Below are 26453 nucleotides of genomic sequence, written 5' to 3'. Positions count from 1 at the left end.
GTTCGGTGAAGGTGATCGGCCGGGACTAATGGCCTCGGTCCGCTCGGCGCACGAAAATCACCGCTCACGGAACGCGGGCCAACCCGAGGCCTCCGTGGCCCTCGCCCGGCGGGCGAGAACCACGGCGCCTTCGGACTTTCGTTCCGAGACTCCTTGGTATTACCGGGATTCCACGCGAAAGGGAAGATCAGCCCTTCATCCAGAGGTACTGCAGGTGCACCTCCCACGGCTTCACGACGCGGTCGAGGAACATCAGGCTGTCCATCCGGCAGTTGCAGGCGTTGCCCTCGCGGTTGTTCTGCGGGTAGCTGCCGCCGATCTTGATCCCACGCGGATCGGTCGCCGACGCCAGGTCCGGCTCCGGTTCACCTTCGAGCTTCCACGGGTCACCGGCCACGACGTACTTGCCGGCCAGCGGCTTGCCGTTGCGGTACAGCACCATCGCGCCGGTGTCGAAGTCGAACGTGGCCGCCAGGAACACCCACTCGTTATGCGGCAACAACTTCTGCCAGTCCTCGGTGGCCGCGAACGTTTGCGACTCGCCTCCGTCGATCCGCCGGGCCAGCGCGACCAGCTTCAGTTCGCCGTCGACCTGGATCAGCTCCAGCAATGCGCGCACCGCGTGACCGTTGGAGTCACCGGACAGCACGCCCGCCAGGCCGATCGCGCCGTAGAAGTCGGCGGGGTTGGCCGAGTTGGAGTTCGGGGCAGGGTTCTGGCCCGTCATCTTCACCCAGCCCATGATCGACGTCTGCCGCACGCCGTTGAACGCCTTCAGCGACGGCACACCGGTTTCGCTGTACAGCCCCGCCTTCCAGTCGTCGTTGCCCGCGACCGTCGGGTTGATCTGCTTGAGCTGCACCGAGTTGCGGCTCCGCCGGAAGGCGCCGTCCCGGACGCGCATGTCGGCGCCGCCGTTGATCAGGGACAGCTGCGTGCCGGAGCGGCCGCTGTCCTGTTCTAACGCCAAGTTGGCGCGCACCGGGTGTTCGAAGTCGTAGTACGACACCAGGTTGCGGGACAGGGTGGGCAGCACGGTGCCGAACGTGGCCTGGGCAGGGGCAGCGAGGCCGAGGCACAGCAACCCGGTCACACCGAGGACGAACAGTCGTTTCATCACCGCACTCCCTTGCCCTGCACGCGCAGGTCGCGCAGCCGGCCGATGTTGTCGAAGGAGCCGAACCCGACGCGGCCCGACGAGAAGGTCTTGTCCACGGCCGTCATCAACGGGTACGGCGAACCGTCCACGTACACCGCGATCTCGCCCGAGTCCGCGCAATGCCTGACCCGCACGCGATGCCAGGCCGTGTCCGACACCGCCGGAGGGGCACCGACGGACCGCGTGGCGTCCCATTGGTGGTCGAGCCGAAGCCGGTCCGCGTTGTTGACCACGAAGATGCCGTTGTGCGGATAGATCTTGTTGTCCGACGACAGATGCGCGTAGTAGAACTCGGTGTCGGACCTGTACCCGAACACGATGATCACGTCCCGGTTCGACTCCGCCACCGGCGTGTCCAGCCGCACCCGCGCGTCCACCTGCACCGACGCGAACGCCGGGCCCTTCTTCAGCACGGCGTACTCGAACGGCCGGCGCGGGCCGGGACGGGCGACACCAGGTTGGGCCAGCACGACTTCACGGCCGGGGAACTGCCACAGCTCGGGCGTCACGGGCTCCCACGACCGGGCCGAGGTCGCCCCGCTCACGAAGTCGTGGCCGGAGCGGCAGGAGGCGAAGGTGCGCGCGCCCGTCACCTTCCAGATCTTGCCGTTCGCCTTGGCCAGCACGTAGAGCTCACCCTCGGCGTCCCGCCCGAAGCGCAGGTCGACCCGGTTGGGGTCGTTGACCAGAGCCTTCATCGTCGTCAGCCGGCCGTTGGCGTACACCATCATCTCGCGGGTGGTGGCCATCGGCTTGCCGGCACGCATCTCGCGTTCCTCGGCGTAGTAGATCAGGCCCTTCACGCCTTCGCCGTAGATGTACTTGCCGCGCAACGAAGGGATCTTCGAACCGCGGTAGACGAAGCCGCCCATCAATGCGTTGCCGCTGTCCGCGCACGGCCGTTGGGAAGAGAGCCGGTTGTGGTCGAACGCGGTGACGGGATAGGTGAAGCCGTACTTCGCGTCGTCGGCGGGCAGCGGGAACACGCCGCACGACGGGTCACCGCGGCGGTACGACCAGATGCCCTCGCGTTCGCTCCAGCCCAGGTTGGCGCCCTTGCGGACCTCGTAGACCGAGTCGACGGCCTTCTCGCCGATGTGGCCGAGGAACATCTTGTGCGAGCCGCCGGAGTCCCAGCTGAAGCGGTACGGGTCGCGCATGCCGTACGCGTAGATCTCGCCGAGCGCGCCTTCCTTGTGCACGAACGGGTTCGTGCGCGGGATGCCGTACTGGCCGTTGCCGCTGTTGCGGCCATCAGGGTCGATGCGCAGGATCTTTCCCTGCGGCAGCGCCAAGTCCTGCGGCAACGTCGTCGAGACGCCGATGCCGCCGTCGCCCGCCGCGAGGTACAGCAGGCCGTAGTCCTCGTTCCACCGGCGCGCGTTCGGGTTGAAGCCGATCTCCTGGAAGCCGTGGATGTACGACGCGTAGCCGACGCGCATGATCTCGCGGTGCGTGCCGGAGAACAGGTCGGCGCGCGGGTCGGCCGCGGTCCACTCGGTGATCACGCCGTGGACCACGTTGTCGACCGGCGAAGACCAGTCCGGCTTCTTCGTCGTGAGCGCGGAACCGGTTTCGGTGTGGACGGTGTAGAACTTGCCGTTGCGCTTGAAGTTCGGGTGGAACGCCACGAACCCGAAGCCACTGCCCAGGCCGCGGTGGTTGTGGAAGTCGGGGCCGACGGCCGCGCCCAGATCCAGGAACGCGTGCTGAACCCCGTTGTCCAGCAGGTAGAGCTTGCCGTTCATGTCCGGCACGAACAGCCGGCCCGACCCGTCCGGAATTTCGCCGAGGTAGTTGATCCTGTTGTACCGGCGCAGGCGTGCGTCCGTCGGTGGCGGAACCGGTTCCGACTTCGGCAGCTGCGCGACCTCGGTCAGTTCGAGGCCGATGCCGGACGCACCCGGCGTCGGCAACGGATCGGCGATCGGCGCATCGGACTGTGCCGATGCGATGGGCACGAACAACGCTGATAGCACGAATGTTGTGACAGCCAAACGAGAGAACCGTCTGTACATCCCCCACCACCCCGTGGGCCAGGCCGTGCCAGCACGGCAGCGGAAAGCGCTTTCCAATGCAGCGGCACCCGAAATCTACCTAGCTAATAGGGTGGTTACAACCCCTCACCTCCGCCCCTTGGCGACCCACTCGTACTGCCCGCGCACCTCGTCCGCCGTCACCGCGCGGTCCAGCAGCATCAGGCTGTCCAACCGGCAGTTGCACGCGTTGACCTCGCGGTTGTTCTGCGGATGACTGCCACCGATCTTGATCCCGCGCGGGTTCGCCGCGGACGTCAGATCGGGTTCGGGAGCGCCGATGATCTTCCACGGATCACCCTTGACCGCATAGGAACCCGGTACGGGCTTGCCGTCGACGTACAGGCCGATCGTGCCGTTGTCGAAGTCGAACGTGCCCGCGAGAAACACCCATTTGCCAGCTGGTATCAGCGTTTTCCAGTCTGCGCTGGACACCCAGTACTGCTTGTCGCTGCCGTCCACCCGGCGGCCGAGTGCGATCAGCCGCATCGCGCCGTCGTGGTTCTCCGTCTCCAGCAACGCCCGCGCGGCGTGACCGTCGGAATCTCCCGCGAGAATCCCCGCGAACCCGATCGCACCGTAGAAGTCACCGGTCCCGGACGAGTTCGAGTTGCGCGCGGGTGCCTCACCGGTGACCTTCACCCACGTCATGATCGACAGGCCGCGCGCCTTGCTGAACGCCTTCATCGACGCGACACCGCCGGAGTTGTAAACGCCGGCCTTCCAGTCGTCGTTGCTCTTGTTGTTCGGCCGCACCTGCTTGAGCTGCAACGATGTCGTCGATCCGGGGAACGCGCCGTCCGCCGTGCGCATCGCCGCACCACCGTTGACCAACGAGATCGGCGTGCGCGCGTCGGCCCGGCCGATGTCGTCCTCCTTCTTCGGATCACCGGCGACCGGGTGCTCGAAGTCGTAGTGGTTCACGACCGCCGAGGCGATGCCGGGAGAGACGTCGTCCGGCGAGGACAGCACGGTGGGTGCCGCTTTCCCGGTGATCCTGAGGTCCGCGATCCGGCCGATGTTGTCGAACGAACCGAACCCCACCCGTCCGGACTTCAGCACGGTGTTCGTGGCCGTCATCAACGGTTGTGAGGAACCGTCGACGTAAACCGCGATCACGCCCGTGTCGACGCAATGCGTGACGCGCACCCGGTGCCACTTCATGTCCGTGATGGCGGGCGCGGCACCGATCGAGCCGTTCCACTGGTCGTCGATGCGCAGCCGATCGGCGTTGTCGACGAGGAAGATCCCGTTGTGCGGGTAGATCTTGTTGTCCGACGACAGATGCACGTAGTAGAAACGCGTGTCCGACTGGTGGCCGAACACGATCACCACGTCCCGGTCCTTCTGCGAGACCGGCGTGTCCAGCCGCACCTGCGCGTCGACCGTCACGTTGCCGAACGCCGGCCCCTTGGTGACGACCGCGTACTCGTTTGGCCGCCGCGGACCGGGCCTCGCGGACCCAGCCTTGGAGAGCACGACCTCGTTGCCGGGGAACCGCCAGCGCGACGCCGTGACGGGCTTCCAGTCAGCGGCGGCGTTGACCCCGCTGACGACCTCGCTGCCGGACTCGCAGGCCTCCAAGGTCCCGATCGTCCCGGTGACCTTCCAGATCTTGCCGTTCGCCTTGGCCAGCACGTAGAGCTCACCGGCCGCGTCCGTGCCCAGCCGCAGGTCGACACGGCTCTTGCCGGTCAACGACTTCATCGTCGTGCGCCTGCCCGCCGAGTCGTACACCGCGAGCTCGAACGTCTTCGCGATCGGCGCGCCGGCCCGCATGTCCTTCTCTTCGGCGTAGTACAGCAGTCCCTTCACGCCCTCGCCGTAGACGTACTTGCCCTGCAACGCCGGAATCGCCGTGCCGCGGTACACGAAGCCGCCGATCAACGCGTTGCCGCTGTCCCCACAACCACCGTTGGGCCGGTTGTGGTCGAAGCCCGCGACCGGATAGGTGTAACCGAACTTCGCGTCGTCGACGGGCAACGGGTAGAGCTGGCACTTGGGATCGTTGCGGCGGTAGGTCAGGTGGCCTTCCCGTTGGCCCCAGCCGAGATTCGCGCCCGGCTTGACCTCGTAGACCGACTCGACGACCTTCTCACCGATGTGCCCCAGGAACATCCTGCCGTTGTCCCAGCTGAACCGGTAGGGGTCGCGCACACCGATCGCGTACAGCTCGGCCAGCGCGCCCGGCCTGCCCAGGAACGGGTTCGACGGCGGGATCCCGTACTTCCTGTTGCCGCTGTTGGATCCCGCCGGATCGATGCGCAGGATCTTGCCCTGCGGCACCTTCACGTCCTGCGGCACGTCCGAGCGGTAACCGATGCCGCCGTCCCCCACGGCCAGGTACAACAGGCCGTCCGGGCCGAAGCCGATCTCCTGGAAGCCGTGCAGGTACATCTCGAACCCGATGCGCAACAACTCCCGCCGGCTGCCCGCGAACGTCGCGGCTTTCGGGTTCGTCGCCGTCCACTCGGTGATCACGCCGTGCACCACCGCGTTCGACGACGACGGAAGATCCGGCTTGCGGTTCTTCAGCGCGTCCTTCGCCTCGGTGTGCGCGGTGTAGAACTTACCGTTGGTCGCGAACTGCGGGTGGAACGCCACGAACCCGAACCCGCTGCCGAGCCCCTGGTGGTTGTGGAAGTTCCCGCCGATCGTCGCGCGCACGTCGAGGTAGGCGCGCTGCCCGCTGCCGTCGCGGTTCAGCGTGTACAGCTTGCCGTTCATGTCCGGCACGAAGAACCTGCCGGAACCGTCCGGAATCTCGCCCAGGTAGTTGACCCGGTTGTACTGCTTGAGCCGGCTGTCACCGGCGGCCGGCGTGGTCGACGACTGCGGCAGCCGCGCGATCTCCTGCAGCTTCACCCCGACGCCGGACGGGGCGGGTGTGGGAAGCGGATCGGAGACGGGACCGGGCTGGGCCGCCGCCTGGGGCACCAGGGTGGCGGCCACCACGGCCAGCACGGCAAGGACCGAGAGCGATCGTCCGGACATCGCACATCACCTCGTGGATCGGCTTGGGAAAGCGCTTACCACGCGGCGACTCACCCGAGACTACCCACGGGTGTCCCCGCTCACAAGACCGGATCAGTCATGTCCTGTCACGGCCCCCAGCAAGTCTCTGATGTGCGCCGTCGCCGCGGCGAACTCGGCCCTCGCCATCGTCGCGGAGTAGTCGCGCTCCGCCGGCAAGTCAACTTCGATGACCTCCTTGACCACCGCCGGCCGTTGCGTCAGCACGATCACCCGGTTCGCCAGGTACACCGACTCCGCGATCGAGTGCGTCACCAGCAGCACCGTCGTGCCGGTCTCCCGCCACACCCGGTGCAGCTCGACGTTCATCTGCTCCCGCGTCAACGCGTCGAGCGCGCCGAACGGTTCGTCCATCAGCAGCACGCGCGGCTGATGCAGCAGCGCGCGGCACAACGCCACCCGCTGCTGCATGCCACCGGACAACTCGTGCGGCAGGGCGTTCTCGAACCCCGCCAGCCCGGTCATCTCGATCAGCTCGTCGGCGCGCTTGCCCGCCTCAGCCGCGTTCATGCCCCGCATCTCGGCTTGCAACAGGATGTTCTTCCTGGCCGACCGCCACTCCAGCAACGCCGCCCGCTGGAACACGAACCCGATGTCGTGCCGCGGGCCGCGCACCTCCTCCCCCAGCAACGTCACCGACCCCGAGGACGGCTTCAACAACCCGGACACGAGCTTCAGCAACGTCGACTTGCCGCAACCGGACGGGCCGACGATGGACACGAACTCGCCCGGTGCGACGTCGAGCGAGACTTGCCCGATCGCCGTCACCTCCGTGCGCTTCGACTGGAAGCGCACGGAGACGTCGTCGATCGCGACGGCGGAGGTGGTGGTTCCCAGAGTCACGCTCATCCCTACTGTGCTCATTCCCGCTGCGCTCATCCCTTCGGGGCAACGCTTTCTTCCCAGTAGGCGGAGGGCTCGGCAGCTTGCTTGATGATGCCGGTCTTCTGGAAGGTGTCGATGGTCTTCTTCCAGTCGTCGACCGTGTTGACGCCCGGCGCCTTGCCCTTCGTCGCATCGGTGTGCAGCAACGTCAGCGTCGTCTTGAACTGCTCCAGCACGACCGTCGGCGACGGCAGCTGCTCGGCGGCGCCCTTCATCGACTCGGCCGCGGCGTCCGGCGCCTTCTCGGCCTCCGCCCACGCCTCCTGAGTGGCCGCGACCATCTTCTTCACCAGCTCGGGATCCTTCTGCAGCATGGTTTTGCTGGTGAGCAGCCCGTTGCTGAAGTAGTTCAACCCGAACTCGGAGAACCGCAGGTAGCCGACGTCCTTGCCGGACTTCTCCTTGATCGTCGGCCCCTGGTCGGACGCGAAGCCCAGCAGCACGTCGGTCCGCCCGGAGATGACCGCGGCCATCTTGCCCGCCGGGTCGATGTTCTGGATCGAGACGTCGGAGTCCTGCATGCCGTTCTGCTTGAGAAACGCCGGGAACGTCTTCGTCAACGCGTCCCCCGCGGTCGTCGCCACCGACTTGCCCTTGAGGTCCGCGGGCTTCTTGATGTTCTTCTCCGAGAAGAACTGCACGGACGCCGGCGTGGTCTGCAGGAACACCCCGACGCTCTTGACCGGCACGCCCTGCTCGACGGCCGTGGCGAGCGCGGACGTGTCGGCCCAGCCGAAGTCCGTCTGCCCCGCGCCGGTCGCGGTGACGGTCTTGCCGGAACCCTGGCCCGCCTGGATCTTGAGCTTGATGCCGTGCTTCTCGAAGATGCCCTGCTTGACCCCGTAGTAGAACGGCGCGTGCTCGCCGTACGGGTACCAGTTGAGGGTGAGCGTGACGTCCTTGACCTCACCACCGGATGCTGTCGTACCGCCGCCACCGCCTCCGCAGGCGGCAACCACCAGCATCGCGGGGAGAAGGCCTGCGAGCAGTTTCTTCATGTCCCACCTTTCGCGAGAAGGGTTGTGACGGCGGCGCCACGCCTGCTGGAGTGCCACGGCAGCATCAGCTGTTCGGCGAGGTCGAGCAGGAGGAAGAGGAGGATGCCGACCACCGAGATGACGATCAGCCCTGCGAACAGCATCGGCGTGTCCATGTTGCCGTTGGCCTGCAGGATCACGTAGCCGAGACCCTCGTTGGAACCGACGAACTCACCGACCACGGCACCGGTGACGGCGAGCGTCACGGCGACCTTGAGGCCGGCGAACAGGTGCGGCAGCGCGGCGGGAAAGCGGATCTTCACGAACGTCTTGATCGGGCCACCGCCCATCGTGGCGCTGAGTTCGAGCATCTCGGTGTCGACCGACTTGAGACCGGTGACGGTGGAGATGACGACCGGGAAGAACGCCATCAGCACGGCCACGACGACCTTGGGCTCGAAGCCGAAACCGAGCCACACCACGAACAGCGGCGCGATCGCGATCTTGGGGATGACCTGGGCGAACAGCAGCAGCGGGTACGCCGTGCTCTCGATCGTCCGCGAGTAGACCATGGCGACGGCGACGAGCACGCCGAGGATGCCGGCGATGACGAAGCCCAGGATCGTCTCGTAGGTCGTCACCCAGGTGTGGCCCCAGAGGTAGGACCACTTGTCGACGAGCAGCTGGAAGGTCTTGCTCGGCGACGGCACCAGATAGGCCTCGACCAGGCCGCTGACGGTGATGAGGTGCCAGATCGCCAGACAGGTGGCCAACAACGCTGCGGGACGCCACGTTCGCTCCACAACGCCGCGCCAACGGTCCCCCGAAACCGGTTTCACGAAGCTCCCTCCGTCGGAAAGCGCTTTCCCGTACGCTATGTCCGGTCCACCTACCGGTCAAGGCAGGTGGACCGATCAAGGTGGACCAGACCACTGAGTCAGGGCACCGGGGCGTAGACGTTGCCCGCGTGATCGCGGCCGCGCGCGAGATAGATCCGATGATCGCCCGACTTCAGGAACCTGACGGTTGTCGGCATGTACCGCATGGTGTAACCGCAGCGCCGCTGCTTGCTGCGATTGGGCGGACTGCCGTGCACCAGCATGGCCGAGTGGATGCTGCACGCGCCGCGCTGCAGTTCCACGTCGACCGCCCGCGCCTCGTCGACCTCCGTCTCCTGGTTGAAGAACGAGTCGTCGTTGCCGCGATGTGAGACGGGCGCCAGGTGGCTGCCGGGAATCACCCGCAGGCAGCCGTTCTCGACGGTGGACGGGTCGATGGCGAGCCAGACGGTGATCGCGTCGCCCGCCGGTGCGATGGTGTCGCGCCAGAAGTGCGCGTCCTGGTGCCAGGGCACGGGTTTGCCGTCACCGGCGGGTTTGCAGATGAAGTGCGACGAGAACAACGCGATGTCCGGGCCGATCAGCGACTCGACGAGGTCCAGCACGTCCGGGTCCAGCAGCCACTCGAACAGCGCCGGGTCGGTCAGGTGCGGCACGTCCATGTGCTCGGGCCGCTGGTCTTCCGGCAGGGCCGCGAGCTTGGCCTCGAAGTGCCGCGCCAGCGCCTCGAACTTCGCGGGGGCGAGCACACTGGCACGCGTCTCGTAGCCGTCGGTCTGGAACATCGCGTCACCTCACGAGTAGGCCGGTCTCCTTGTCATAGCGCAGAACGCGTGCGGGCGGGGCGTCCACGGTCACGGTCACGCCGATTTCGGGCTCGTCGTCCTCGGGCACGACGTAGCCGATCTGGTCCTCGCCGCAGTCGAGCGTCACCAGCGACGTGACGCCGAGATTCTCCACAATGGACACCGATCCGGTGAACAAACCTTCGGAAGCGGGCACCAGGTACTCGGGTCGAACGCCGACGATGACGTCCCCGCGCGGTACCAGGTTCATCGGCGTCGATCCGATGAAGTTCGCGACGAACGTGTCCGCAGGTCGTTGGAACACCTCGCGCGGGGTGCCGAGCTGCCGGATCCGGCCGGAGTCCATCACCGCGATCCGATCGGCCAGTGCCAGCGCCTCGGCCTGGTCGTGCGTCACGAACACCGTCGTCAAAGCGAGTTCTCGCTGCAGCTTCTTCAGGAAGGTCCGCGCCTCCAGCCGCAGTCGGGCGTCCAGGTTGGACAGAGGTTCGTCCAGCAGCAGGACCTCGGCGGACGCGGCCACCGCACGAGCCAGCGCCGCCCGTTGTTGCTGCCCACCGGAAAGCTGTCCGGGGCGCCGATCCAGCAACGCACCGAGACTCAAGCCATTGGCGGTCCGCACCGCGGTCTCCTGTTGCACGGACTTCGGAACCCCGCGCACTCGCAGCGGATAGGCGATGTTCTCCGACACCGTCATGTGCGGGAACAACGCGTAGTCCTGGAACACCATCGCGACCCGGCGATCACCGGGCTGCATCCGCGTCACGTCCCGCGCCCCGATCGACACCGCGCCCTCGGAAGCGCCCTCCAGCCCGGCGATCGTGCGCAGCAGAGTGGTTTTGCCACAGCCGGAAGGGCCGAGCAGGGCGAACAACTCGCCGTCGACGATCTCGAGGTCCAGTTCGTCCACCGCCCGCACCCCGTTGGGGTAGACGGTCGACAGACCCTCGACAGTGATGCCCGCCATCAGCTCTTGATGCCTCCGTGGAATCGGAACCCGTACCGCTTGCTCACGAACAGGTACAGCACGACCACCGGGATCGAGTACAGCAGCGAGAACACCGGGATCACCGTCAGGTTGGCGCTGCCGCCCTCGTCGTACAGGGTGCGCAGCAGCACCGCCGCCGGCTGCTGGCCGACGTCGCGCAGCAGCAGGAACGGCAGCAGGAAGTTGCCCCAGGCGTTGACGAACGCCCACACGAAGATCGTCGCGACACCGGGCCGGGCGACCGGCAGCACGACGTGGCTCAGCACCTGGCGCGGTGAGGCGCCGAACACCCGCGCCGACTCCTCGTACGAGCGCGGCACGGCGTCCATGAAGTCCTTCAGGATGAAGATCGCCGCGGGCAACATGCCGCCCGCGATCACCAGCGCCGTCCCGAACTGCGAGTTGATCAGGCCGAGCTGCAGCATCATCACGAAGATCGGCACCATCGCAGCCGTGCCGGTCACCACCGACGACAACAGCAACAGCAGGTACAGCAACAGATCCCGGCCGGGAATCCGCACCCGCGACAACGCATAGGCCGCCAGTGCCGCGAGCACCGTCGTCACCACCGTCGCGACCACGCACAGCACCAACGAGTTCACCAACGACGTCAGCGCATAGGGATGCTCGAAGGTCGCGACCACGTTCGAGAACGTCCAGTCCGGCCACCGCAACCCGAGACCCGGCTTCGAGTCGAACGGCGCCGAGGCCAGCCACAGCATCGGCACCGCGAAGAACGCCAGCACCAGCGTGATCAGCACGTAGAAGCCGATCCGCCGCACCATCCACAGAGGACTCATGCCCGCCTCCGCAGCAACCTCAGGTACACCAGGGCGATCGCCAGGTTGCCCAGCAGCAACAGGATCGACATCGCGGACGCGTACCCGAGCTGCCCGCTCTCCAGCGCCTGCCGGTAGATCAGCACCGGCAACACCTCGGACTGGTGGTTCGGCCCGCCCGCGGTGAGCAGGAACGGCGTGAAGTCGTTGGCCGTCCACAGGCTGATCAGCAACGTGTTGGTCAGCACGTGCCCGCGGATGTGCGGGAACACCACGTCCCGCACGGTCTGCCACCCCGACGCACCCACCAGCCGCGCGGTCTCCAGCTGCGACGGCGGCACCGCGGCCAGCGCGGAGGTGTAGAGCAGCATCGAGAACGCCGTGCCGCGCCACACGTTGAAGATGATCAGGCTGGTCATCGGGTACTGCACCAGCCACGCGGTCTCCGGCGAGCCGAGCAGCAACCCCAGCGTGCCCGTGTCGCGGCTCAGCACCGCGAACCACAGGTACGCCACGACCGTGCCCGGCAGGATCCACGACAGCAGCACCAGGCCCTCGACGGTCCGGCGCAGCCACGGCCGGACCGCGCGCAACAGCCACGCCAGCCCGAACCCCAGCACGTTCTGCCCGATCACCGCCGAGCCCAGCACGAACAACGCCGTGAGCCACACCGAGTTCGTGAACAACGGGTCGCGCACGGCCTCGACGACGTTGTCCAGCCCGACGACCCGCGGGTTGGCCGCCGCGGGTCCGGTGAGCTGGTAGTTCGTGATCCCGATGTAGAGCGTCCAGAGCGCCGGGAAGACCAGGAAGACCCCGATCAGCACCAGTGCCGGCGCGACGAACCCGACCGCGCGCCGGACGCCCAACCCGGAGCTGTCCAGGGAGCTAGCCAACGTTCCCCTCACCGACCGCCTTCACCAGCGCGTCGCGGTAGGCCTTCGCGGCGTCGTCCGGGCTCTTGCCCGCCACCACGTCCGCGGTCGCCTGCTGCAGCGCCGCCGACACCTTCGGGTAGTCGGCGAGCCCCGGCCGGTAACGGGTGATCGGCAGGACCTTCTCCGAGATGAACGTCAGCATCGGGTCGCCCTTGAGCACCTCGTCGTTGACGTCCTGCCGCTGGGTGAGCTGCGCGGCACCCGCCAGCGACTCCTTCACGGCCTCCGCGGAGTTCAGGAACTGCATGAACTCCCACGCCTGCCTCGGGTACTTCGTGTTCGGGTTGATCACCCGCACACCGCCGCCGGACATGCTCACGAAGTCCTGTCCGCCCACCCCCGCCTTGGCCTGCTTCGCGGGAACCAGCGCCCAGCCGACAGCGGTGTCGCGGTCGGCCATCTTCGCCACGCCGTTGCGGGGTTCTACGACCGAACGCCAGAAGTAGTCGCTCTCCAGCAGAATGCCGATCTTGTTCTCGCCGAACAGCGTGAACGACCGGTCGCGTCCCTTGGCCTCCTGCTGCAGCACCGGATCGCCGAGCCCGCCGCCGTAGACCTTCTGGTACAGCCCCAGAACGTCCTTCAGCTGGGCCGAGTCCCCTTGCCACTTCCCGTTCTCGTAGACGGGCTTGCCGGCGCCGGCGAGCAGGGGCAGCACGCCCTGCATGGTGGTGGCCTCGCCCATCGCGGTGCCGGCGTTGAGCTGGATCGGCGTGACACCGGGCAGCGCCTTCAACCGGGCACCCGCGTCCAGCACGTCCTGCCAGCTGCGCGGCTGCCAGTCCGCGGGCAACCCGGCCTGCGCGAACAGCTTCTTGTTGAAGAACAGCACACGCCCGTCGGTGCCCATCGGCACGCCGTAGCGCTTGCCGTCGAACTCGCCGAGGCCCTGCACGGCCTTGGGGATCTGGTTCCAGCCGTCCCAGTCGGTGTTGCCGACCACGTCGTTCAGCGGCTTGATCTGCCCGGCCTGCGCGAACTCGCCGAGCCAGATGCCGTCGATCTCGATGATGTCGCCGCCACCACCGGTCTTGAGGTCCAGCGCGACCTTGGTCTTGAAGTCCTCGTCGCCGGCGCCGTTCTGCTCGAACTTGATCGTCGCGGTGACGCCCTTGGCCTTCTGCAGTTCGGTGAACCTCGGGATCACCCAGTTCTGCAGCCAGTTCGCCCCGCGGGCGTTCTTCCCGCCCGCCGCCGCGTTCGCGACGATCGTCAGCGTGATCTCCTTGGCGTCGGCGTTCTGCGCCTGATCACCCTCTTGCGTCTGCCCCAAACAGCCCGCCAGCAGTCCGCACACCGCCAGCAACCCGAACACCTTCGTACGCCGCATCCGTGATCTCCCCACCCAGAGGACCAGCTGGTACGTCAACCTCCAACCTGGCACTGGATCACCTCGACCACAAGTTCTCAGCACCCTCTCAGTGGGCGGCTGCGAGGCTGGCGCGCGAAGGGGGTAGATCAACGTGCAACTGCTCATGGCGGCTGTCCTGGCCGCCTCGACCTTGGTGTCCCCGCAGCTCACCGGACCTTTCCCAGTCGGCACCCTGGGCGCTCACCTCGTCGACTCGACGCGACTCGACCCGTTCCAGCCGTCGAAGAACCGGGAACTGATGGTCACCGTCAGCTACCCGGCCCACCGCCGCGGCCAGCAGGCGCCCTGGCTCGCGGAAGGCCTCGCGACGGCCATCGACCCGATCATCTCCAGCCCCGACTACCTCGACATCCCAGCCGGGACGGTCGACTGGGCGAAAACGCTCCGGCAGGCCCGGGTGGACGCCCCACCGATCAGGAACAAGTGGCCAGTCGTGCTGTTCTCGCCGGGCCTGCAGACGCCCCGCGAGTTCTACGCGGGCGCCGCCGACGATCTGGCGAGCCGCGGCTACGTCGTCGTGACGGTCTCCCACACCCACGAGTCAGTGGCCGTGGAGTTCCCCGGCAACCGGCTCGAGTGGGGCCTGTTGCCGGACAGCAAGCCGGAAACGATGAAGAAGGCCATCGACGCACGCGTGGCCGACATGCGGTTCGTGCTGACGCAACTCCCGCGGCTGCACAGGTGGGCGGACACGAGCCGGGTGGGCATCGCCGGGCACTCCTACGGTGGCTACACAGCCGGCGAAACCATGGCGCACGACCGCAGGTTCGACGCGGGCATCAACATCGACGGCGCGATGGAGCACACCGGCGACGGCGGCACCTACGCACCGGGCGAGGTCGTCACCAAGGGGCTCGACCGGCCGTTCCTGCTGTTCGGCGGCGATCTCGGTGACCGCGAGCTCTCGCACGTCGACACGAGCCTGACCAGGACGTGGGCCGACTTCTGGCCGAAGCAGCGCGGCTGGAAGCGGGACGTGCACCTGGACAACGGCGCCCACCTCGGCTTCAGCGACATGCAGTGGTCGCTGCCGCAGATCGCCCAGATCTCACCGCAACGCCGCGCGGATCTCATCGGGACGATCAACCCGGAGGACGCGCTCGACGCCCAGCACGACTACGTGGCCGCGTTCTTCGATCTCCACCTGAAGCATCGCGGGACGACGTTGTTCGACCGGCCGCGCCATCCGGGGATCCGTCTGGTGGGCTGACCAGCGGTATGGTCCGAACCGATGTCTGTCGAGTTCGCCGTCCTCGGACCGCTGCAGGTCCGCGTGGACGGCAGGGAGCAGGCGGTCGGCGGGTTCACCCGCCGGGCCGCGCTGGCTTTCCTGTTGCTCAACGCGGGCCGGGTCGTGTCGATCAGCGAGCTCACCGAGGCGTTGTGGCCGGACGGGCACCCGCCGACGGCACGCGGGATCCTGCTGAACGCCGTGTCCGCGCTGCGCAAGGCCGGCAGGCCTACGACCGCACCACGCCGCTGCGGAAGTTCCTGACGGACCGGTACAAGATCCGGTTCGGCGAGCTGCACCCGTGGTGCACCACCACGCTCGCCACACCGCGCCTCGCCGGAATGCTCGACCTCCGCCCCGCCACACCGGTGCTGTCGGTCTCGTGGATGGGCCACGACTTCCGCGGTCTGCCGGTCGAACGGTCGTGGGTCGTCCTGCGGAGCGATCGCGCGCACCTCACGATGCACCTGCCGCGAGCCGATCACGCGTGGAAGGTCGCGGGCGGAGATCGAATAGCGTGAGGGCGTGACCGCTCGACGTGCTGTGCTGAAGACCTTCGCCCTGCTCCCCCTCGCCGGCTGCGCCGCCACCCCGGCCACACCGACGACCACCCCGCCACCGGCAACAACGACCACGACCACCAGCGCGGCGCCCGTGAAGCACGACGCGCTGGTCGAGCTGGAGAAGAAGTTCGACGCACGGCTGGGCGTCTACGCGGCGGGCGTCGGCACGATCGAGCACCGGGCCGACGAGCGGTTCGCGTTCTGCTCGACGTTCAAGGGCCTCGCCGCCGCGGCCGTGCTGCACCGCAACCCGATGACGCACCTGGACACCGTGGTCACCTACACCGAGGCCGACCTGATGAAGAGCTCGACCATCACCAGGCAGCACGTCCAGACCGGCATGAAGCTCCGCGACCTGTGCGACGCCGCGGTCCGCCACAGCGACGGCACGGCCGGCAACCTGCTGCTGCGCGCCCTCGGCGGCCCCGCCGAACTCACCAGGTACCTGCGCGACCTCGGCGACGACGAGACCAGGATGGACCGCGTCGAGCCCGACATCACCTCGGCCACGCCCGGCGACCCGCGCGACACGGCCACGCCGCGCTCGCTCGGCACGGACTACCAGCGGCTCGTCCTCGGCGACGCGCTCGAACCGGCGAAGCGCGACTTCCTGAAGGACCTGCTGGAACGCTCGGTCACCGGCGCCAAGCGGATCCGGGCGGGCGTGCCACAGGGCAGCAAGGTCGCGAGCAAGACCGGCACCGGCAGCTACGGCACGGCCAACGACATCGCCGTCGTGTGGCCGCCCGGCCGGGAACCGATCCTGATCGCGATCATGTCCAGCAGGTCGTCCGCGGACGCCAAGTACGACGAGGCCCTCATCGCCGAGGCCACCGCCTACGTGGTCAAGACCCTCATCTGACCGAGGACACGTCCGCCCACACCGTCTTGAGGTCGGGGTACCGGTAGTGCCCCCACACCTGCGCCAAGCCGTTGACCAGCAACAACCCGCGCTGTCGTCGTCCCAGGAACCCCATCCGGCCGAGTTGCGGGAACCGGCCTGGCGTCCCGTCGTCGACCTCCACCCGCACGACCTCACGTTCGGGCAGACGCAGAATCCGGACACGACGTGGTGGCGCACCGTGGTGGTAGGCGTTGCTCACGAGTTCCGTGGCCACCACCATCACGTCGACCACGACGTTCTCGTGCATCCCCAGCAGAAGTCGGCGCACCTCCGCTCGCACGTTCGCGAGCGGCATGTTCCCCTCCGGTAGGACGAGGTCCAGTCGTTCGCTGGACCGTCCTGCAATACCCATCAGCATCTCCCCGCGCCCTGTTCATTCAAGGCAGGAGGATCCGTACCCAGGCGCGCGCAGATCGAAACCCACCGAACTGGAATCACGGGAACCTCGGAAGATCGGCCCACACCACCGTGCCGCCGTGCGCGCGGTCCACACCCCACCTGTCGGACAGCCGGGCGACCAGGACCAGGCCATATCCGCGTTGCGGCCGAGAGACCTTCCGCAACGGGGGGTGAGCGCGGGCGTCGTGCGCGATCTCGACGCGGATCTTGGACTTCTCCACGACGACGCGCAGGAACGACGGCTCGGACGTGTAGCGGTAGGCGTTGCTGACGAGCTCGTTCACCACCAGCAGCACGTCGGCCACGCTGTCGGCGTCCTCCCTCATCAGCTCCAGCCGCACCCAGCGCCGCACCGCCGCGAGCGACGGCCGCTGCCTGCCCAGAGGCAGACGAGCCGCGTCACCCGTCGTCGCTGCCTGGTCGTGGGCCAAACCGCTCCTCTTGTCCCGTGCTTCTCCAGCAGTTGATCAGTTCGCGGCCGGGTTACCCAACTCCATCAGCCACCAAACCAACCGTTCAGCCGGCTGAACAACTACCCTCACTGCCATCGCACTCGAGGGGGAACCGCGTGCCCAGATCGTTGCTGCCCTTGCTGCTCGCCGTGCTCGGAATGCTGCTGACCCAGCACCTGATCGTCCCGGCGCTCACCCCGCTGTCCACCGACGTCGGTCTCTCGGCGACGCAGCTGGGGCTCGTGCTCACGATCGGGTCCGCCGCGCTCGCCCTGTCGAGCCCGCTCTGGGGCTGGGCGCTCGACTCCGTCGGGTTGCGCGCGGTGCTGATCGCCGGACTCGCCCTGAGCGTGGCCGGGCTGGCCGGGTTCGCCGCGGCCGTGACGTTCGGCCTCGACGAGACGCTGACCCCGGACCTGTCGTTCGCGTTCGTGCTGGTCTTCCGCGGCGTGCTGGTGGGTGCCGGACTCGCCGTGTTCCCCGTCGCGGCACTGGCCGTCGCGGGCACGGTGGCGGAAGGGGACCGCACCCGCGTGATCGGCCTGGTCTGGGCGGCGCAGGGACTGGCGACGCTGATCGGACCGCCGATCGGTGGCGTGCTCGTGGTCGTCTCGCTGCTGCTGCCGCTCTACCTCGCGCCCGCGATCGCCCTGCTGGTCGCGATCGTGGTTCTTCTCGCCGTCAAGCCTGTCGAACGTCCGCAGCACACGATCCCCACACGGCCGTGGGAGCTGTTGCCCGCCTTCGGTGTCGGGTTCCTGATGTACCTGGCGTTCGCGCTTTCCCAGGCCATCGTCGCGTTGCTCGTCAAAGCACAGCTGGAGGTCAGCACCAGCCTGTACGCGATCAGCGGGGTCATGCTGCTCTCCGCCCTCGGACTCGTCGTGACGCAGGGTGTGGTCGTGCCGCTGCTGAGGTGGCCCGCCGCCCGGTTGATGCGCACCGGCGCGCCGATCGCGCTGGCGGGTTACGCGGTATTGGCGGTCGGGCAGTCGCTGTGGCTGGCCGCGCTGGCGTTCCTGCTGGTGGCGGTCGGGCTCGGGTTCGCGGTGACCGGGTTCGCCGCGGCGGCCTCGCTCGGCGTCGCGCCGCGGCACCAGGGCCTGGTCGCCGGGTTCGTCTGTGCCACGACCGGGCTCGCCGTCCTCGTCGGGACGACGCTGAGCGGTCTGCTGTACGACCTCGAACCGATCGCGCCGGTGATCGCCGCCGGACTGGCCGCCGCTCTCGCCTGGGTGTTGTCGCTGCCCCGACTCGCGCCGCGTGTCCCAGAATCGGTGGCATGAGGCTGTCCGTCGCGATCTGGCCGCCGCCCTCGGTCGTCGAGGCGCTCGGCGCGCTCGACCGTGCGCCGGGCATCGCGTGGTCGTCGCCCGCCCAGTGGCTGATCAAGGTGCGGCCGCTGGGCACGGTGCCCGAGCGGGTCGTGCCGGACCTGGTCGAGGCGCTGACCGAGGAACTGGACGGCGCGCCGGCGACCCGGTGCGTCCTGGGGCCGAAAACGCGGCCGCTCAGCGGGTGGATCAGCGTTCCGGTGTCCGGGTTGGACGATCTGGGAGCCGTCGTGTTCGAGGCGACCGCACCGGTCGTGCCGGTCACGCATCCCCAGCCGTTCCAGACGTTCGTGGTCCTCGCGCGCGGCCGGGTGCCCGCCGGGCAGGCAGGTCAGCCGATCAGCGCGTCGTGGGTCGCCGACCGGATCGCGCTGGTGGCGGATCGAAGCTCACCGGGCCGGCCGCGGTTCGAAGACCTGGCCCGCTTCGAGCTGGAACGCCCGGCGTAGCTCGCACAACGCGTAGTGCGTGCGTGACTTCACGGTCCCGGTCGGCACGCCTAGACACACAGCAGCCTCGGTGTACGTGCGGCCGTTGTAGTAGAGCTCGGTGAGCACGCGTCGGTGTTCATAGGACAGTGATGCGAGCACGGTCTCCATCACCACCGCGTCGACGACGTGCTGCGCGTGATCCGGCATCGGTTCCGGTTCGTGCTCGCCGATCTCGTGCGGCCGCACCTTGCCCGCCCGCACCCGGTCGATGACGACGTTGCGCGCCACCGTGATCAGCCAGCCGCGGGCGGACGTGCCCTCGGCGAACGACTCGGGGTGCCGCCACGCCCGCAGGAAGGTCTCCTGCACCACGTCCTCGGCCAGCGCGCGATCTCCGGTCAGCCGGGTCGCGTAGTTGAGCAGGCAGTGGTGATGATCGTCGTAGAGCACGCGGAGGAAGTCGTGCATGCGGGTGAGTGAAATCCACGCTGCGTCGGCTGGCAACGAACCTGTCTGATCCGATAAGGAACCTCGTACCACTACGCTGCGGCCGGTGAGGCGTTTCTTCAGCGCGCTCGTGCTGGCACTGTTCGCCGCGACGGCCGTGGCCGTCCCCGCGCAGGCCCACGCCGAGCTCAAGAGCAGCAACCCGGCGTCCGGCGCGACCCTCGACGCCCTTCCCCCTCAGGTCGAGCTGACGTTCAGCGACGTCATCAGCCTGCCCGACGGCGACGCGATCACCATCACGGGTCCGGACGGCGCCAAGTGGCCGATCACGCAGTCGGCGGTCGTCGACAAGACGATCACGGCGAAGTTCGACACCACCGCGGCCAAGGCAGGCCCGCACACGCTCGCCTGGAAGGCGGTGTCCGAGGACGGTGACCTCGTCCAGGGCACCTTCGCCTTCACCATGAACATCGCCGCGCCGACGTCCGCCTCGGAGCCGCCGCCCTCGTCGGTGACGATGAGCGCGCCGGTGTCCAACGCGCCCGCCAGCACGACGTCAGAGTCCGGTGGTGTCCCGGCCTGGCTGTGGATCGTGGTCGTGCTGATCGTGCTCGTCGGCGTGATCCTGCTGGTCCGCCGCCGCAAGCCGGCCGCGTAGGAGAGCGCGCTCGGCCGGGTGTTCCGCCCGGTCGAGCGCGGCCTCCAGGGCCGCGGTCGGGTCCTGGCCGAGCCGTGTCAGCAGTTCCGCGCGCACGGCGTGGAACAGGTGATAGCGGTCGAGATCGAGCGCGTCGACTTCTCTCAGCGCCTTCTCCGGGCCGTCGGTCTCCGCGACCGCAACGGCGCGATGCAGTGCCACGACCGGACTCGGTGTGACGGCAAGTAGTTGGTCATAGAGCGCCACGACCTGATGCCAGTCGGTCGGCGGATCGCTGTGCACGGCGTTGATGGCGGCCTGGATCTGGTACGGGCCGGGCCGGTTCCAGCGCAGGCAGCGGCGCACGATGTCCTGGCCTTCGGCGATGAGGTCCGCGTCCCACCTCGACCGGTCCTGGTCCGCGAGCAGGACGATCTCGCCGTCGCGCAGCCGGGCCTCCCGGCGGGACGCGACGAGCAGCATCAACGCCAGCAGCCCCCACACCTCGGGTTCGTCCGGCATGAGCTGGGCCAGCACCCGTCCGAGCCGGATCGCCTCCGCCTCGAGACCAACCTTGTCCAGGTAGCCCTCGTTGAAGATCAGGTAGACGACGGCGAGCACAGCTTTCAGGCGTTCGGGCAGGTCGGCGTCACGCGGCACCCGGTACGGGATGCGGGCCGCGCGGATCTTGCCCTTCGCGCGCACGATCCGTTGCGCCATCGTCGGTTCCGGCACCAGGAACGCCCTGGCGATCTCCCCCGTCGTGAGACCGCCGAGGAGCTTCAGGGTGAGCGCGACCTGGGCCGGCAGCGCCAGCGCCGGGTGGCAGCAGGTGAAGATCAGCCGCAGCCGGTCGTCGGGCACGTCCCCCACCTCCTCCTCCGGTTCGTGCTGGAGCAACGCGGCCTGCGCGAGCTTCTCGTGGCCTTTGGACTCGCGGCGCAGCTTGTCGATCGCGCGGTTGCGGGCGGTCGTGATGATCCAGCCCGCAGGCGCCGGTGGAACACCTTTGACCGGCCACTGCTCGGCAGCCGTGGTGAAGGCGTCCTGCACCGCCTCCTCGGCGAGGTCGAGATCGCCGAGGACGCGGGTCAGGACGGACACCGCGCGGCCGTACTCCGCGCGGAAGATCTCCTCGATCATCCGGACACGATCATTCGGACACGATCGGCCTGACCTCGACCGACAGCGGGCTGAGCACGGTCGCGAGCCGGCGACCCCACTCCAGCGCCTCGTCCAGGTCGGCCGCCTGGACGACGGTGAAGCCGCCGATGTGCTCCTTGCCCTCGGCGAACGGCCCGTCGGTCATCAGCACGTCGTCGTCCTTCGCCCTGAGCACGGTCGCGGTCGACGGCGGGTGCAGGCCGACAGCGAACACCCACGCCCCCTTGGCCTGCATCTCCTCGTTCAGGGCCTGCAGGTTCGCCATGATCGGGTCGAGGACCTCTGGCGGAGGGGCCTCACCGTCGGGCTGGTAGATGCTGAGCAGGTACTGCTGTGTCGTTTCTTGAGGCATGGTGGACTCCTTTCGCCCTTTGTACGAACGGCGGCGGCGGGTTTCGACAACTATGGCGACATGTTCCCGTTGATCCTCCCGCTCGACGACTCGGCCGCGAGCCTGGCCGCGGTCGGCGGCAAGGGCGCGTCGCTGGCCCGGTTGACGCGGGCCGGGCTGCCGGTGCCCGCCGGGTTCCACCTCACCACCCGCGCCTACCGCGAGCGGTCGATGGAGGGCGTGCTGGAGGCGTTCCGCGCGCTGGGCGGACCGGTGGCGGTGCGGTCGTCAGCCACCGCCGAGGACCTGCCGGACCTGTCGTTCGCGGGCCAGCACGACACGGTGCTGAACGTCGACGAGAGCGGCCTGTTCGACGCGGTCCTGCGGTGCTGGGACTCGCTGCGCTCCGAACGGGCCGTCGCCTATCGCGCGCGCAACGGGATCGAGTCCGCCGAGATGGCCGTTGTCGTGCAACGGATGGTGCCCGCGGACGTGTCCGGTGTGCTGTTCACGGCGGACCCGGTGACCGGGCGGCCCGAACCGGTGATCAACGCGGTGCGCGGGCTCGGTGAGGCGCTGGTCAGCGGCGAGGCGGACCCGGAGGAGCTGCTCTCGGCCGAGCAGAAGGCGTCGTTGCTCGCGTTGGGCACGCGGATCGAGGCGCTGTTCGGGATGCCGATGGACGTCGAGTGGGCGCTGGCCGGCGGCGAGTTCCAGATCCTGCAGGCGCGGCCGATCACGTCGTTGCGGGTCGAGTGGAACGACTCGCTCGACGGCGACTACCTGTGGTCCAACGGCAACGTCGGCGAGGCGATCCCCGAGGTGATGACGCCGGTGACGTGGTCGCTGGTGCGGGTGCTGTCGAGCGCGGCGATCGGGCCGCACCGGATCTCCGGCAACATCGGTGGCCGCTTCTACCTCAACATCAGCACCTACTCCGCGTTGGGCACGGCCATCGGGAAGGCCGACGAGATGCTGCGCGCGGGCGAGGAGACGTTCGGGCGCATCCCGGCCGGCGTGACGGTGCCTCCGCTGCCGATGTCCCGCCTCGCGATCCTGGGCGCGGTGCTGCGCGGCGCGGGCGGTCCCCTGAAGCAGCAGATCCTCTACCGGACACGGCTGCCGCGGCTGGTTCGCGACAACCCCGGACGGTGCGCCGCTGCTCGTGAGGCGATCGCGGGATGTTCGTCGCCGGCGGCGTTGCTCGACCTGTGGCGGCGTGATCTCGACCAGCTGTTGCGGTTCGTCTGCCCGATCCTGGACGCCGGTGCGCGCATGATCGCGGGCGGGCCGGCGGCGTTGCGGCGCAGGCTCGTCGCGCTGGTCGGCGAGGAGGACGCGGCCACGTTGCTGACCGGGTTCCACGACGGCGCGGGGCTCGCCAGCCTGGGTCCGCTGGTCGGGCTCGCGCGGTTGCGATCCGGTGAGATCGACCGGGACACCTTCGCCCGGACGTGGGGTCACCGGTCCGCCAACGAGTTCGAGATTCACGCGCCGCGACCGGCGGAGGATCCGGAGTGGATCTCCCGGCAGCTGGCGACGCTGGCCGATCCCGAGAGCCTGCTGGCCCGCCAGGCATCGCTGCGGGCGCAGGCGTGGGATCGGTTGGTGGCGAAGGATCCCGCGGCTGCCCCGAAGATCCGTGAGCAGCTCGACCGGGTCGGTGCGGGCGCGCGGGCGCGGGAGCAGGCCCGGTCGGAGATGGTGCGGGCGTTCTGGGTGATGCGGGCGTTCGTGCTGCGGGCTGGCGAGCTGACGTCGTCGGGTGACGACCTGTTCTTCCTGCCGATCGACGACGTGCTGCGCGTGCTGGGCGGCGAAACCTCGTTGCTGGACCGAGTTCATGCGCAACGGACCGCGTACCAGCGTTATCGCGCGCTGCCGCCCTATCCGGCGGTGATCCGCGGACGGTTCGATCCGGAGTCCTGGGCCGCCTCACCGGACCGGCGAGCTGATCTGTACGACGCCGCCGCGGACGTGCCGATGCCGTCGGACGTCACCGGTTTTCCCGGTTCGGCGGGTGTGGTGGAGGGTGTCGCACGGGTGCTGGCCCGCGTCGAGGACGGCGAATCGTTGCTGGAGGGCGAAATTCTCGTGACCACGGTGACGAACATCGGCTGGACGCCGTTGTTCACCCGCGCCGCCGCGGTCGTGACCGATGTGGGCGCGCCCCTCTCGCACGCCGCGATCGTGGCGCGGGAACTGGGAATTCCGGCGGTGGTGGGCTGCGGGAACGCCACGACCCGGATCACCACGGGAGACGTCGTCCAAGTCGACGGAGCACGCGGAACCGTGAAAAGGGTGAGGTGAACCCACCACCCGTCCGCCGCCGAGTGGTGGGTTCTGCTCACCGAGGTCAGTTGTGCATCGAGACGAGCTGTCTGCGCATGCGTTCGCGCAGCAGATCGATCACCTCGGTAACGGTGTTGGCCTCCGCATAGGCCTGCACCTCGACCCACTTCAGGTCGAGGCGGGCGTGCGCGTGGATCACGGACTTGTCCGAAGTCAGGTTGATCCAGGCGAAGTCGACGCGGTCGGGCGCGTACCGGTCGAGCGACCCGATCCGCGCAGACGCGTAGTCCCTGGCCTGCTCGGGAATGGCCTCCGCGAGCGAGACCTGGATGTAGTCCATCGACACCTGCCTCCTTCAAGGCACGCGGCATGGCCACGTGGCCGGTTCGACGATACGAATTCGAACGCCACGCCGAACCAGGCGTTGGTCCCGACAGCGCAGGGACTTTGTCCTAGGGCTGATTCTTCGGTGTCAAAGCGGATACGCGCTCGTCGAGCTGCTCCTTGGTGGGCGCGCCGGTGAGAAGTTCCACCGAGCCATCACTTTTCACGAAGGCGAAAGTGGGCTGCGCCGTCACGCCGAACCGCTTCCACACGGACCCGTCGAGGTCGGCCAGGTGCGGGAACCCCGTCATCTGGTGGTCGGCCACGAACTTCTTCATCGCGTCCAGCTGGTCCTCCGCCGCGACGCCGACGAACTGGATCTTGTCGTGCCGCTGGGCGATCTCGGCGACGGTCTTCGCCTCGGCGTTGCACGACGGGCACCAGGGCGTCCAGAACCACAGCACGGCCGGCTGGCCGACGAGCTTGTCGCCGCGGAACTCCGCGCCCTCCAGGGTCTTGGCGGTGAACTGGAACTTCTCGGGCGGCGGCGCTTTCTCGCCACACCCCGCGAGCAGCAGCACGACTCCCAGCAGGACTCCGAGCAAGCGCATCGGCTCCTCACCTCCTGTCCGGGCGTACGGCCTTGCGCCTCCTCCGGTTCAGCCACCACGCCCCCGCTGCGACCAGGACGATCACGAACGGCCACGGCCCGAGCGCCGTCATGATCTGCACGAGCGTGCCCTGGAACCGTCCGGCGCCCTGCACCACCGGGTCGATCGCACTGCCGTTGGCGAGAAACAGCCGCAGCTCGTAGACGCCGTAGTAGGTCACATACGCACCAACGGCTATCAGCACCACACCGCCGATGCGGCCGACGTGTGGGAGGACCTTGCGGACATGCGGTGCGAGCGCCGAACCCGCAACGGCCAGTGTGGTGACAACGAGCCCCATACCGAGTGCATAGGCCAGGAACGCAATTCCACCGGTCTGCAGCGATGCACCGACCACGGCCAGAAACGGGCCGATCGCGCACGAGAGAGAGGCGATGGCGAACGCGACGCCATAGCCGTACATCGACCACAGGCTCTTCGGCGCCGCCTGCAGCTTCGGCAGCTTGAGGTAGAGGTCTTTGCCGATCACCAGGAGGACACCGACGACGAGCATCCCCACGCCGATCACGACCGTCACGAACGGCAGGTAGCGCTTGAGCGTGGCCGCCAGCGGCGTGACGAGAAAGCCGAACAGCCCGAAAAAGGTGACGAATCCGAACGTCATCACCAAACCGGACATAAAGGCTCTCGTGAGGTTGTCCCGTGCCACCAACACCAAATAGGCGGGCAGCATCGCGAATCCGCACGGGTTGACCGTGGCGACCATTCCCGCGACGACCGCGAGTGCGAGCTCGTTCACGTCAGCGACGGTAGTGTTTGCGCGGTGCCGATCGAACAGTGGCTCGAAGCCATTCCTCCTCTGCTCGTGTACGTCATCGTCGGCCTGGTGATCGGCTTCGAGTCGCTCGGCATCCCGCTGCCAGGCGAGATCGTGCTGGTCACGGCCTCACTGCTGGCGTCACAGCACGACCACCTGAGCCCGCTGTGGATCGGCGTGTGGGCGAGCGCGGGCGCCATCATCGGCGACAACTTCGGCTACCTCATCGGCCGGCGCGGCGGCCCTCGCCTGTTCGCGTGGATGGGCCGCAAATTCCCCAAGCACTTCGGCGAAACGCAGCTGGAGCACGCCCGCCGGGTGTTCCAGAAACGCGGTGCCTGGGCGGTGTTCTTCGGCCGTTTCGTGGCCCTGCTGCGCATTCTCGCCGGCCCGCTGGCCGGTTCGCTGCACATGAACTACGGCAAGTTCCTGGTGGCGAACGCACTCGGCGGCGTGGTGTGGGCGGGCGGCACGGCAGCCGCCGTCTACTACCTCGGTGTCGTGGCCGAGAAGTGGCTGAAGGGCTTCTCCTATGCGGGCCTGGCGATCGCCGTGGTCTTCGGCGTGGCCGGCGTGTTCGTGGTGAAGCGCCGGCTGGCCCGCGCGGCGGAGAAGCTGGAGGCCGAGGAGAAGCTCGGGGCCGAGGAAGTCACGCCAGCGTAGCCGCCGGCCGCGGCCGTCACTCTGTCGGAGGCCGCAAGCCG

28 protein-coding genes are annotated in these 26453 nt (G+C 68.2%); 9 read left to right on the top strand and 19 right to left on the bottom strand.

Annotated elements, in window-relative coordinates; translation table 11 throughout:
- Nucleotides 1-187: 187 nt before the first annotated feature.
- The 11 genes from G7043_RS14180 to G7043_RS14130 all read right to left on the bottom strand — a co-directional run bounded on the left by G7043_RS14180 (nucleotide 188) and on the right by G7043_RS14130 (nucleotide 13770).
- A complete protein-coding gene (locus G7043_RS14180) occupies nucleotides 188-1117 on the bottom strand; it encodes a hypothetical protein (RefSeq protein WP_166046071.1) in 930 nt (309 codons plus the stop codon).
- Nucleotides 1117-3120, bottom strand: a complete 2004-nt coding sequence (locus G7043_RS14175) for a PQQ-dependent sugar dehydrogenase (protein ID WP_313887869.1) — start codon at nucleotides 3118-3120, stop codon at nucleotides 1117-1119. Before G7043_RS14175 ends, G7043_RS14180 begins: the two co-directional genes overlap by 1 nt.
- Nucleotides 3121-3282: 162 nt before the next feature.
- Nucleotides 3283-6189, bottom strand: a complete 2907-nt coding sequence (locus G7043_RS14170) for a PQQ-dependent sugar dehydrogenase (protein WP_166046069.1) — start codon at nucleotides 6187-6189, stop codon at nucleotides 3283-3285.
- A 93-nt stretch (nucleotides 6190-6282) separates the two neighbouring features.
- Nucleotides 6283-7071: an ABC transporter ATP-binding protein gene (locus G7043_RS14165; RefSeq protein WP_313887868.1), complete on the bottom strand. Its 789-nt coding sequence runs from the start codon at nucleotides 7069-7071 to the stop codon at nucleotides 6283-6285.
- A gap of 32 nt (nucleotides 7072-7103) precedes the next feature.
- Nucleotides 7104-8111 carry an ABC transporter substrate-binding protein gene (locus G7043_RS14160; RefSeq protein WP_166046067.1) on the bottom strand — a complete coding sequence of 336 codons (1008 nt, stop codon included), beginning with the start codon at nucleotides 8109-8111 and terminating at the stop codon, nucleotides 7104-7106.
- A complete protein-coding gene (locus tag G7043_RS14155) occupies nucleotides 8108-8929 on the bottom strand; it encodes an ABC transporter permease (protein ID WP_313887867.1) in 822 nt (273 codons plus the stop codon). Before G7043_RS14155 ends, G7043_RS14160 begins: the two co-directional genes overlap by 4 nt.
- Before the next feature lie 98 nt (nucleotides 8930-9027).
- A complete protein-coding gene (locus tag G7043_RS14150) occupies nucleotides 9028-9714 on the bottom strand; it encodes a phytanoyl-CoA dioxygenase family protein (RefSeq protein ID WP_166046066.1) in 687 nt (228 codons plus the stop codon).
- Between the two features lie 4 nt (nucleotides 9715-9718).
- The gene (locus tag G7043_RS14145; RefSeq protein WP_166046065.1) at nucleotides 9719-10702 is read right to left on the bottom strand and encodes an ABC transporter ATP-binding protein; all 984 of its coding nucleotides are present in this window, start codon (nucleotides 10700-10702) and stop codon (nucleotides 9719-9721) included.
- Nucleotides 10702-11523 carry a carbohydrate ABC transporter permease gene (locus G7043_RS14140; RefSeq protein ID WP_166046064.1) on the bottom strand — a complete coding sequence of 274 codons (822 nt, stop codon included), beginning with the start codon at nucleotides 11521-11523 and terminating at the stop codon, nucleotides 10702-10704. The genes G7043_RS14145 and G7043_RS14140 overlap by 1 nt, the downstream gene beginning before the upstream one ends.
- Complete coding sequence (locus G7043_RS14135; RefSeq protein WP_207311138.1) at nucleotides 11520-12398, bottom strand: carbohydrate ABC transporter permease; 879 nt, start codon at nucleotides 12396-12398, stop codon at nucleotides 11520-11522. Before G7043_RS14135 ends, G7043_RS14140 begins: the two co-directional genes overlap by 4 nt.
- Nucleotides 12391-13770, bottom strand: a complete 1380-nt coding sequence (locus G7043_RS14130; RefSeq protein ID WP_166046062.1) for an extracellular solute-binding protein — start codon at nucleotides 13768-13770, stop codon at nucleotides 12391-12393. The genes G7043_RS14135 and G7043_RS14130 overlap by 8 nt, the downstream gene beginning before the upstream one ends.
- Before the next feature lie 133 nt (nucleotides 13771-13903).
- Here G7043_RS14130 and G7043_RS14125 point away from each other — a divergent pair, with 133 nt between their 5' ends.
- From G7043_RS14125 to bla, 4 genes are read left to right on the top strand one after another with little or no spacing between them, the layout of a single operon-like run.
- The gene (locus G7043_RS14125; protein ID WP_313887866.1) at nucleotides 13904-15022 is read left to right on the top strand and encodes an alpha/beta hydrolase family protein; all 1119 of its coding nucleotides are present in this window, start codon (nucleotides 13904-13906) and stop codon (nucleotides 15020-15022) included.
- Nucleotides 15023-15043: 21 nt separating this feature from the next.
- On the top strand, nucleotides 15044-15307 hold the full coding sequence (locus G7043_RS14120) for an AfsR/SARP family transcriptional regulator (protein WP_166046061.1): 264 nt from the start codon (nucleotides 15044-15046) through the stop codon (nucleotides 15305-15307).
- On the top strand, nucleotides 15196-15564 hold the full coding sequence (locus G7043_RS14115; protein WP_166046060.1) for a UTRA domain-containing protein: 369 nt from the start codon (nucleotides 15196-15198) through the stop codon (nucleotides 15562-15564). Before G7043_RS14120 ends, G7043_RS14115 begins: the two co-directional genes overlap by 112 nt.
- A gap of 4 nt (nucleotides 15565-15568) precedes the next feature.
- Entirely contained in the window at nucleotides 15569-16468 is a 900-nt protein-coding gene (bla, locus tag G7043_RS14110; protein ID WP_166046059.1) for a class A beta-lactamase, read from the top strand.
- Here the strand turns inward: bla and G7043_RS14105 are convergent.
- Complete coding sequence (locus G7043_RS14105) at nucleotides 16461-16862, bottom strand: ATP-binding protein (protein WP_166046058.1); 402 nt, start codon at nucleotides 16860-16862, stop codon at nucleotides 16461-16463. The two genes, bla and G7043_RS14105, sit on opposite strands and share 8 nt — an antisense overlap.
- A gap of 82 nt (nucleotides 16863-16944) precedes the next feature.
- Nucleotides 16945-17340: an ATP-binding protein gene (locus G7043_RS14100; RefSeq protein WP_166046057.1), complete on the bottom strand. Its 396-nt coding sequence runs from the start codon at nucleotides 17338-17340 to the stop codon at nucleotides 16945-16947.
- Nucleotides 17341-17477: 137 nt separating this feature from the next.
- On the opposite strand from G7043_RS14100, the gene G7043_RS14095 reads away from it, so the two are divergent.
- Together G7043_RS14095 and G7043_RS14090 are read left to right on the top strand one after the other, a co-directional pair.
- Nucleotides 17478-18647: an MFS transporter gene (locus G7043_RS14095; RefSeq protein ID WP_166046056.1), complete on the top strand. Its 1170-nt coding sequence runs from the start codon at nucleotides 17478-17480 to the stop codon at nucleotides 18645-18647.
- Nucleotides 18644-19144, top strand: coding sequence for a 2'-5' RNA ligase family protein (locus G7043_RS14090; protein ID WP_166046055.1), 501 nt, complete (start codon nucleotides 18644-18646; stop codon nucleotides 19142-19144). The genes G7043_RS14095 and G7043_RS14090 overlap by 4 nt, the downstream gene beginning before the upstream one ends.
- On the opposite strand, the gene G7043_RS14085 is transcribed toward G7043_RS14090, so the two are convergent.
- Nucleotides 19085-19594 carry a sigma-70 family RNA polymerase sigma factor gene (locus tag G7043_RS14085; protein WP_166046054.1) on the bottom strand — a complete coding sequence of 170 codons (510 nt, stop codon included), beginning with the start codon at nucleotides 19592-19594 and terminating at the stop codon, nucleotides 19085-19087. The genes G7043_RS14090 and G7043_RS14085 overlap by 60 nt on opposite strands.
- Nucleotides 19595-19679: 85 nt before the next feature.
- Here G7043_RS14085 and G7043_RS14080 point away from each other — a divergent pair, with 85 nt between their 5' ends.
- The gene (locus tag G7043_RS14080; protein WP_166046053.1) at nucleotides 19680-20231 is read left to right on the top strand and encodes a copper resistance CopC family protein; all 552 of its coding nucleotides are present in this window, start codon (nucleotides 19680-19682) and stop codon (nucleotides 20229-20231) included.
- On the opposite strand, the gene G7043_RS14075 is transcribed toward G7043_RS14080, so the two are convergent.
- Complete coding sequence (locus tag G7043_RS14075; RefSeq protein WP_166046052.1) at nucleotides 20130-21353, bottom strand: RNA polymerase sigma factor; 1224 nt, start codon at nucleotides 21351-21353, stop codon at nucleotides 20130-20132. The genes G7043_RS14080 and G7043_RS14075 overlap by 102 nt on opposite strands.
- A gap of 10 nt (nucleotides 21354-21363) precedes the next feature.
- Nucleotides 21364-21726, bottom strand: a complete 363-nt coding sequence (locus tag G7043_RS14070; protein ID WP_166046051.1) for a YciI family protein — start codon at nucleotides 21724-21726, stop codon at nucleotides 21364-21366.
- A gap of 60 nt (nucleotides 21727-21786) precedes the next feature.
- Here G7043_RS14070 and G7043_RS14065 point away from each other — a divergent pair, with 60 nt between their 5' ends.
- Complete coding sequence (locus tag G7043_RS14065) at nucleotides 21787-24015, top strand: PEP/pyruvate-binding domain-containing protein (RefSeq protein ID WP_166046050.1); 2229 nt, start codon at nucleotides 21787-21789, stop codon at nucleotides 24013-24015.
- 46 nt (nucleotides 24016-24061) lie between these two features.
- On the opposite strand, the gene G7043_RS14060 is transcribed toward G7043_RS14065, so the two are convergent.
- The 3 genes from G7043_RS14060 to G7043_RS14050 all read right to left on the bottom strand — a co-directional run bounded on the left by G7043_RS14060 (nucleotide 24062) and on the right by G7043_RS14050 (nucleotide 25698).
- Entirely contained in the window at nucleotides 24062-24337 is a 276-nt protein-coding gene (locus tag G7043_RS14060; protein WP_166046049.1) for an HPF/RaiA family ribosome-associated protein, read from the bottom strand.
- Between the two features lie 112 nt (nucleotides 24338-24449).
- A complete protein-coding gene (locus tag G7043_RS14055; RefSeq protein WP_166046048.1) occupies nucleotides 24450-24932 on the bottom strand; it encodes a redoxin domain-containing protein in 483 nt (160 codons plus the stop codon).
- A gap of 7 nt (nucleotides 24933-24939) precedes the next feature.
- Nucleotides 24940-25698, bottom strand: coding sequence for a cytochrome c biogenesis CcdA family protein (locus G7043_RS14050; protein WP_166046047.1), 759 nt, complete (start codon nucleotides 25696-25698; stop codon nucleotides 24940-24942).
- Nucleotides 25699-25755: 57 nt separating this feature from the next.
- Here G7043_RS14050 and G7043_RS14045 point away from each other — a divergent pair, with 57 nt between their 5' ends.
- Nucleotides 25756-26412, top strand: coding sequence for a DedA family protein (locus G7043_RS14045; RefSeq protein WP_166046046.1), 657 nt, complete (start codon nucleotides 25756-25758; stop codon nucleotides 26410-26412).
- The last annotated feature ends 41 nt before the right edge of the window (nucleotides 26413-26453 follow it).

The sequence above is a fragment of the Lentzea alba genome (assembly GCF_011067745.1).
GTDB classification, from domain to species: domain Bacteria; phylum Actinomycetota; class Actinomycetes; order Mycobacteriales; family Pseudonocardiaceae; genus Lentzea; species Lentzea alba.
This window is presented reverse-complemented; position numbering and strand designations above follow the sequence as displayed.

Coding starts and splice junctions, on each gene's coding strand:
- G7043_RS14055 (WP_166046048.1), bottom strand. CDS start 24,932: ATGCGCTTGCTCGGAGTCCTGCTGGGAGTCGTGCTGCTGCTCGCGGGG.
- G7043_RS14160 (WP_166046067.1), bottom strand. CDS start 8,111: ATGAAGAAACTGCTCGCAGGCCTTCTCCCCGCGATGCTGGTGGTTGCC.
- G7043_RS14145 (WP_166046065.1), bottom strand. CDS start 10,702: ATGGCGGGCATCACTGTCGAGGGTCTGTCGACCGTCTACCCCAACGGG.
- G7043_RS14090 (WP_166046055.1), top strand. CDS start 18,644: ATGAGGCTGTCCGTCGCGATCTGGCCGCCGCCCTCGGTCGTCGAGGCG.
- G7043_RS14070 (WP_166046051.1), bottom strand. CDS start 21,726: ATGCCTCAAGAAACGACACAGCAGTACCTGCTCAGCATCTACCAGCCC.
- G7043_RS14120 (WP_166046061.1), top strand. CDS start 15,044: ATGTCTGTCGAGTTCGCCGTCCTCGGACCGCTGCAGGTCCGCGTGGAC.
- G7043_RS14065 (WP_166046050.1), top strand. CDS start 21,787: ATGTTCCCGTTGATCCTCCCGCTCGACGACTCGGCCGCGAGCCTGGCC.
- G7043_RS14105 (WP_166046058.1), bottom strand. CDS start 16,862: ATGGGTATTGCAGGACGGTCCAGCGAACGACTGGACCTCGTCCTACCG.
- G7043_RS14050 (WP_166046047.1), bottom strand. CDS start 25,698: ATGGTCGCCACGGTCAACCCGTGCGGATTCGCGATGCTGCCCGCCTAT.
- G7043_RS14075 (WP_166046052.1), bottom strand. CDS start 21,353: ATGATCGAGGAGATCTTCCGCGCGGAGTACGGCCGCGCGGTGTCCGTC.
- G7043_RS14060 (WP_166046049.1), bottom strand. CDS start 24,337: ATGGACTACATCCAGGTCTCGCTCGCGGAGGCCATTCCCGAGCAGGCC.
- G7043_RS14130 (WP_166046062.1), bottom strand. CDS start 13,770: ATGCGGCGTACGAAGGTGTTCGGGTTGCTGGCGGTGTGCGGACTGCTG.
- G7043_RS14170 (WP_166046069.1), bottom strand. CDS start 6,189: ATGTCCGGACGATCGCTCTCGGTCCTTGCCGTGCTGGCCGTGGTGGCC.
- G7043_RS14150 (WP_166046066.1), bottom strand. CDS start 9,714: ATGTTCCAGACCGACGGCTACGAGACGCGTGCCAGTGTGCTCGCCCCC.
- G7043_RS14140 (WP_166046064.1), bottom strand. CDS start 11,523: ATGAGTCCTCTGTGGATGGTGCGGCGGATCGGCTTCTACGTGCTGATC.
- G7043_RS14180 (WP_166046071.1), bottom strand. CDS start 1,117: ATGAAACGACTGTTCGTCCTCGGTGTGACCGGGTTGCTGTGCCTCGGC.
- G7043_RS14085 (WP_166046054.1), bottom strand. CDS start 19,594: ATGCACGACTTCCTCCGCGTGCTCTACGACGATCATCACCACTGCCTG.